Source organism: Streptomyces sp. PH10-H1 (genome assembly GCF_030063355.1).
Lineage (GTDB): Bacteria > Actinomycetota > Actinomycetes > Streptomycetales > Streptomycetaceae > Actinacidiphila.
Genome location: NZ_JASISZ010000173.1, coordinates 1 through 3,104 on the forward strand (window position 1 = coordinate 1; position 3,104 = coordinate 3,104).

The following is a 3,104-nucleotide window of genomic DNA, read 5'->3' on the forward strand; positions in this document are numbered from 1 at the left end:
TCGAAAGGCACAAAGCTGCGCGAGCCGGTGCCAGCATCCCCGGAAGGGTTCAGGCATCTCGCGGCCTACCTAGGCCAAGAAGGTGTCCCAGAGCCAGGGGAACACGTATGGCGGACCCTAAGAGGCGAGACCCGACCGCTGACCTATTCGGCGATGCGACGGACGCTACAGCGGGCCAACGAGAAACTGCGAACCAACTGGACGCTCCACGATTTGAGACACACCGCCGCATACCGAATGGCGAGGGACCCCAAGCTGACACTGCCTGAAATTCAGCGCATCATGCGGCACAAAAAGCTCGACACCACGGGGATCTACCTTCCGGTCAGACTGGATGAAATCGCCGACAAGCTCCAGGAGTTCTACACCAGGCCGACGCCGACTCCGACGCTCGCCCCCGGATACGATCCAGAGGACATGAAGGCGGTCTTCGGTGGCTGACGCAACTCTGCGCAACCGCCGCGCAGGACCTGCTTACAGCAATCGGAAAGTGCGGCTGAAGCACGATGTCAGCAACCTGAACCCCAAACCAGACATTCCAAACGTACTTCCACGTCCATACGGAGATCTAAGCCAGGCCACCATCGAGGACATTGCCGACTGCGCTGCCGTTGGCTGGGACAGCCTAACCAAGCAGCACGGCGCGAAGAGCCGCCGAATTGCGACCCGGCGAGTTCTGGCCCACCTCGCAGAATATCCTGGGGCTACATGGCAAGAGCGATGGAAGGCCAGCGGTCTGGATGAACCCGGGAACCCGGTGCGTGATCGCTTCACTCACAAACCGCATCGAACGCAGGCTGCTCTTGGTCTGCGCTGCCTCCTCTGTCTCAGAGTCCTTCAGCCCTCGCTGCGCGCTCTGCGCTCCAATGATTTCGTAGGTCTGCCGGAGCAGTTCCGGCACATTCAGGGTGATCCCCTCCTGGACAAATTTTTCGAGGTCGAGGCGAGCAGCACTCACAGTCTGGGACAACAGCGAATGTCGCTGTTCGACCTGACAATGACCCTCATCAGTCAGGGAATCCAGCTGCCCGACCTCACGCCCGAAGGCCTCCTGCACTATTCGCTCGAATGTCATCGATACGGGCTCACCCGAGGAGCAACCGCTGGCAGCAGTAGGTTCTCCGGACACGCGACATGGGACACACTCCACGCGATGGGGTATTTCCCGCCAGGCACACCCACAAAGCTCCGCGCTGTTCTCATCGCCGGGCAGAAGACCGTATCGGAACTGGTGGACAGCTATCCACTAGGGAATTCTTCCGTCCGTCAATTGTTCATCGACTACTTGGAACGGCGCAAGCCCGATCTGGACTACAGCGCACTGGTCAACGTAACCCAGATCCTTGTGTCGCTCTTCTGGCAAAAGATCGAGAAACTCAATCCAGATCAAACCGATCTCAGGCTTACAACTGACCTGTACCAAGTGTGGCGTGAAGAAGTCAGCCACCTCGACGGTGATCCTGGCGAGCCCAAGAAGCCTCGCCGGAACATTGGCTCCCTCCTAATGCAAGTACGCGGATTCTATCTGGACCTGCAGAGTTGGGCACTGCATGAGCCAGAGCGGTGGGGGCCTTGGTCGACTGCTTGCCCGATCCCTCAACACGAGATCCGCTCAGTTCGAAAGGAGAAGCGGCGCGCGAGAGAACGGACCCACAACCGAATCCGCGAAAGGCAGCCGCTACTGCCGATCCTGGTAAGACATGTCGAGACACGACGCGAGCACGCACTCAGACTATTCAAGGCGGCATCGGCCGTCCAACTCGGCGACCGCTTCGTCCATGACGGTACCGTCTACCTGCGCACCAACAGTCGCGCCGACCAAACCAGGGCCCGACACTCGCGAGCACCGGTGCGCGTGGTCGAGGAAGGCGCGAGCACTGTCATCCACGCCGAAAAGAACGAAGACGATACCTTCTGGGATTGGGCCTATGTAGAAGTGCTGCGGCTCAGTGGGGTACGCATCGAAGAACTCGTGGAACTTACCCAACTCAGCGTGCGGCAGTACCAGCGTCCGAACAACGAAGTGATTGCCCTCCTGGTCATCGCCCCTTCAAAGACCGATCGCGAGCGCGTCATCCCCATGTCAGCGGAACTTTTCCACGTCATCGCTGCTATCGTCCGCCGGCACCTTGCTGACGGTGCCCGGACCGTCCCATTGACCTCTCGCTTCGATGCCCATGAGCGGCAGTGGAGTTCTCCAATGCCGTTTCTCTTCCAGAGAGGAACACGAGGCCGCGGAGTAGTGAGTCCGCATACGATCGCTGCCCGCTTGAGGACCCTTTGTCAAGGACTCGCCACGGTTAATCCGGCATTCACTGGCCTAACCTTCGCACCCCATGACTTCCGTCGTCTCTTCGCTACCGAGGTCGTCAACAATGGGCTGCCCATTCACATCGGCGCCGCACTTTTGGGCCACCTGAATATCGAAACCACCGGTGGATACGTTGCGGTGTTCAATGAGGACGTAGTCCGACACTACCAGGAATACCTTGCTCGGCGCCGCGCGGAGCGACCGAGCGAGGAGTACAGGAAAGCCACGCCGGAGGAATGGTCAGAGTTCGAGATTCACTTCGATCGCCGCAAGGTGGAGCTCGGAAACTGTGGCCGCCCCTATGGAACTCCGTGTCAGCACGAGCATGCTTGTGTTCGTTGCCCGATGCTACAAGTGGATCCGAAGATGATCCCGAGGCTCGATGAACTTGAGGTAGATCTCAGGGACCGAAGAATCCGAGCCGAGAAGGAAGGGTGGCTTGGCGAGCTTGAAGGAATAGACCTAACCCTTCAGTTCCTCCAAGAGAAGCGAGAACAAGCTAGCCGAACACGAGCATCAAGCAGACGAGTTCCCCTGGGCATCCCATCTATGCGGCCTCCCAGCGGCGAGCCAGCATAGCGAATTGCTATCAAGCTGTGTGCCGAGGTGTTTCTGCAAGTGCCGCAGGCCTTACTGATCCTGGCCACCTGGAAACTGCACGATCGATTACTGGCTCCAGCCGCCGAACACTCTCGGTTCTGCGGTCAAAAGTCAATTGATGACTGGATAGCTCCGCACTCGTCAGATCCTCGGCGCACAGAGATAGTGCAATAACCCGAGCCCTCTGCAAGCC

The 3,104-nt window shown here is 59.0% G+C and carries 2 protein-coding genes; both read left to right on the forward strand.

Annotated features, from left to right (window positions below; all coding sequences use genetic code 11):
- Positions 1–441 (forward strand): tyrosine-type recombinase/integrase (locus tag QMK24_RS40880; RefSeq protein WP_283471985.1); only part of this gene is annotated, 441 nt, incomplete at its 5' end.
- Entirely contained in the window at positions 434–2,890 is a 2,457-nt protein-coding gene (locus QMK24_RS40885; protein ID WP_283471986.1) for a tyrosine-type recombinase/integrase, read from the forward strand. The genes QMK24_RS40880 and QMK24_RS40885, both read left to right, overlap by 8 nt.
- The last annotated feature ends 214 nt before the right edge of the window (positions 2,891–3,104 follow it).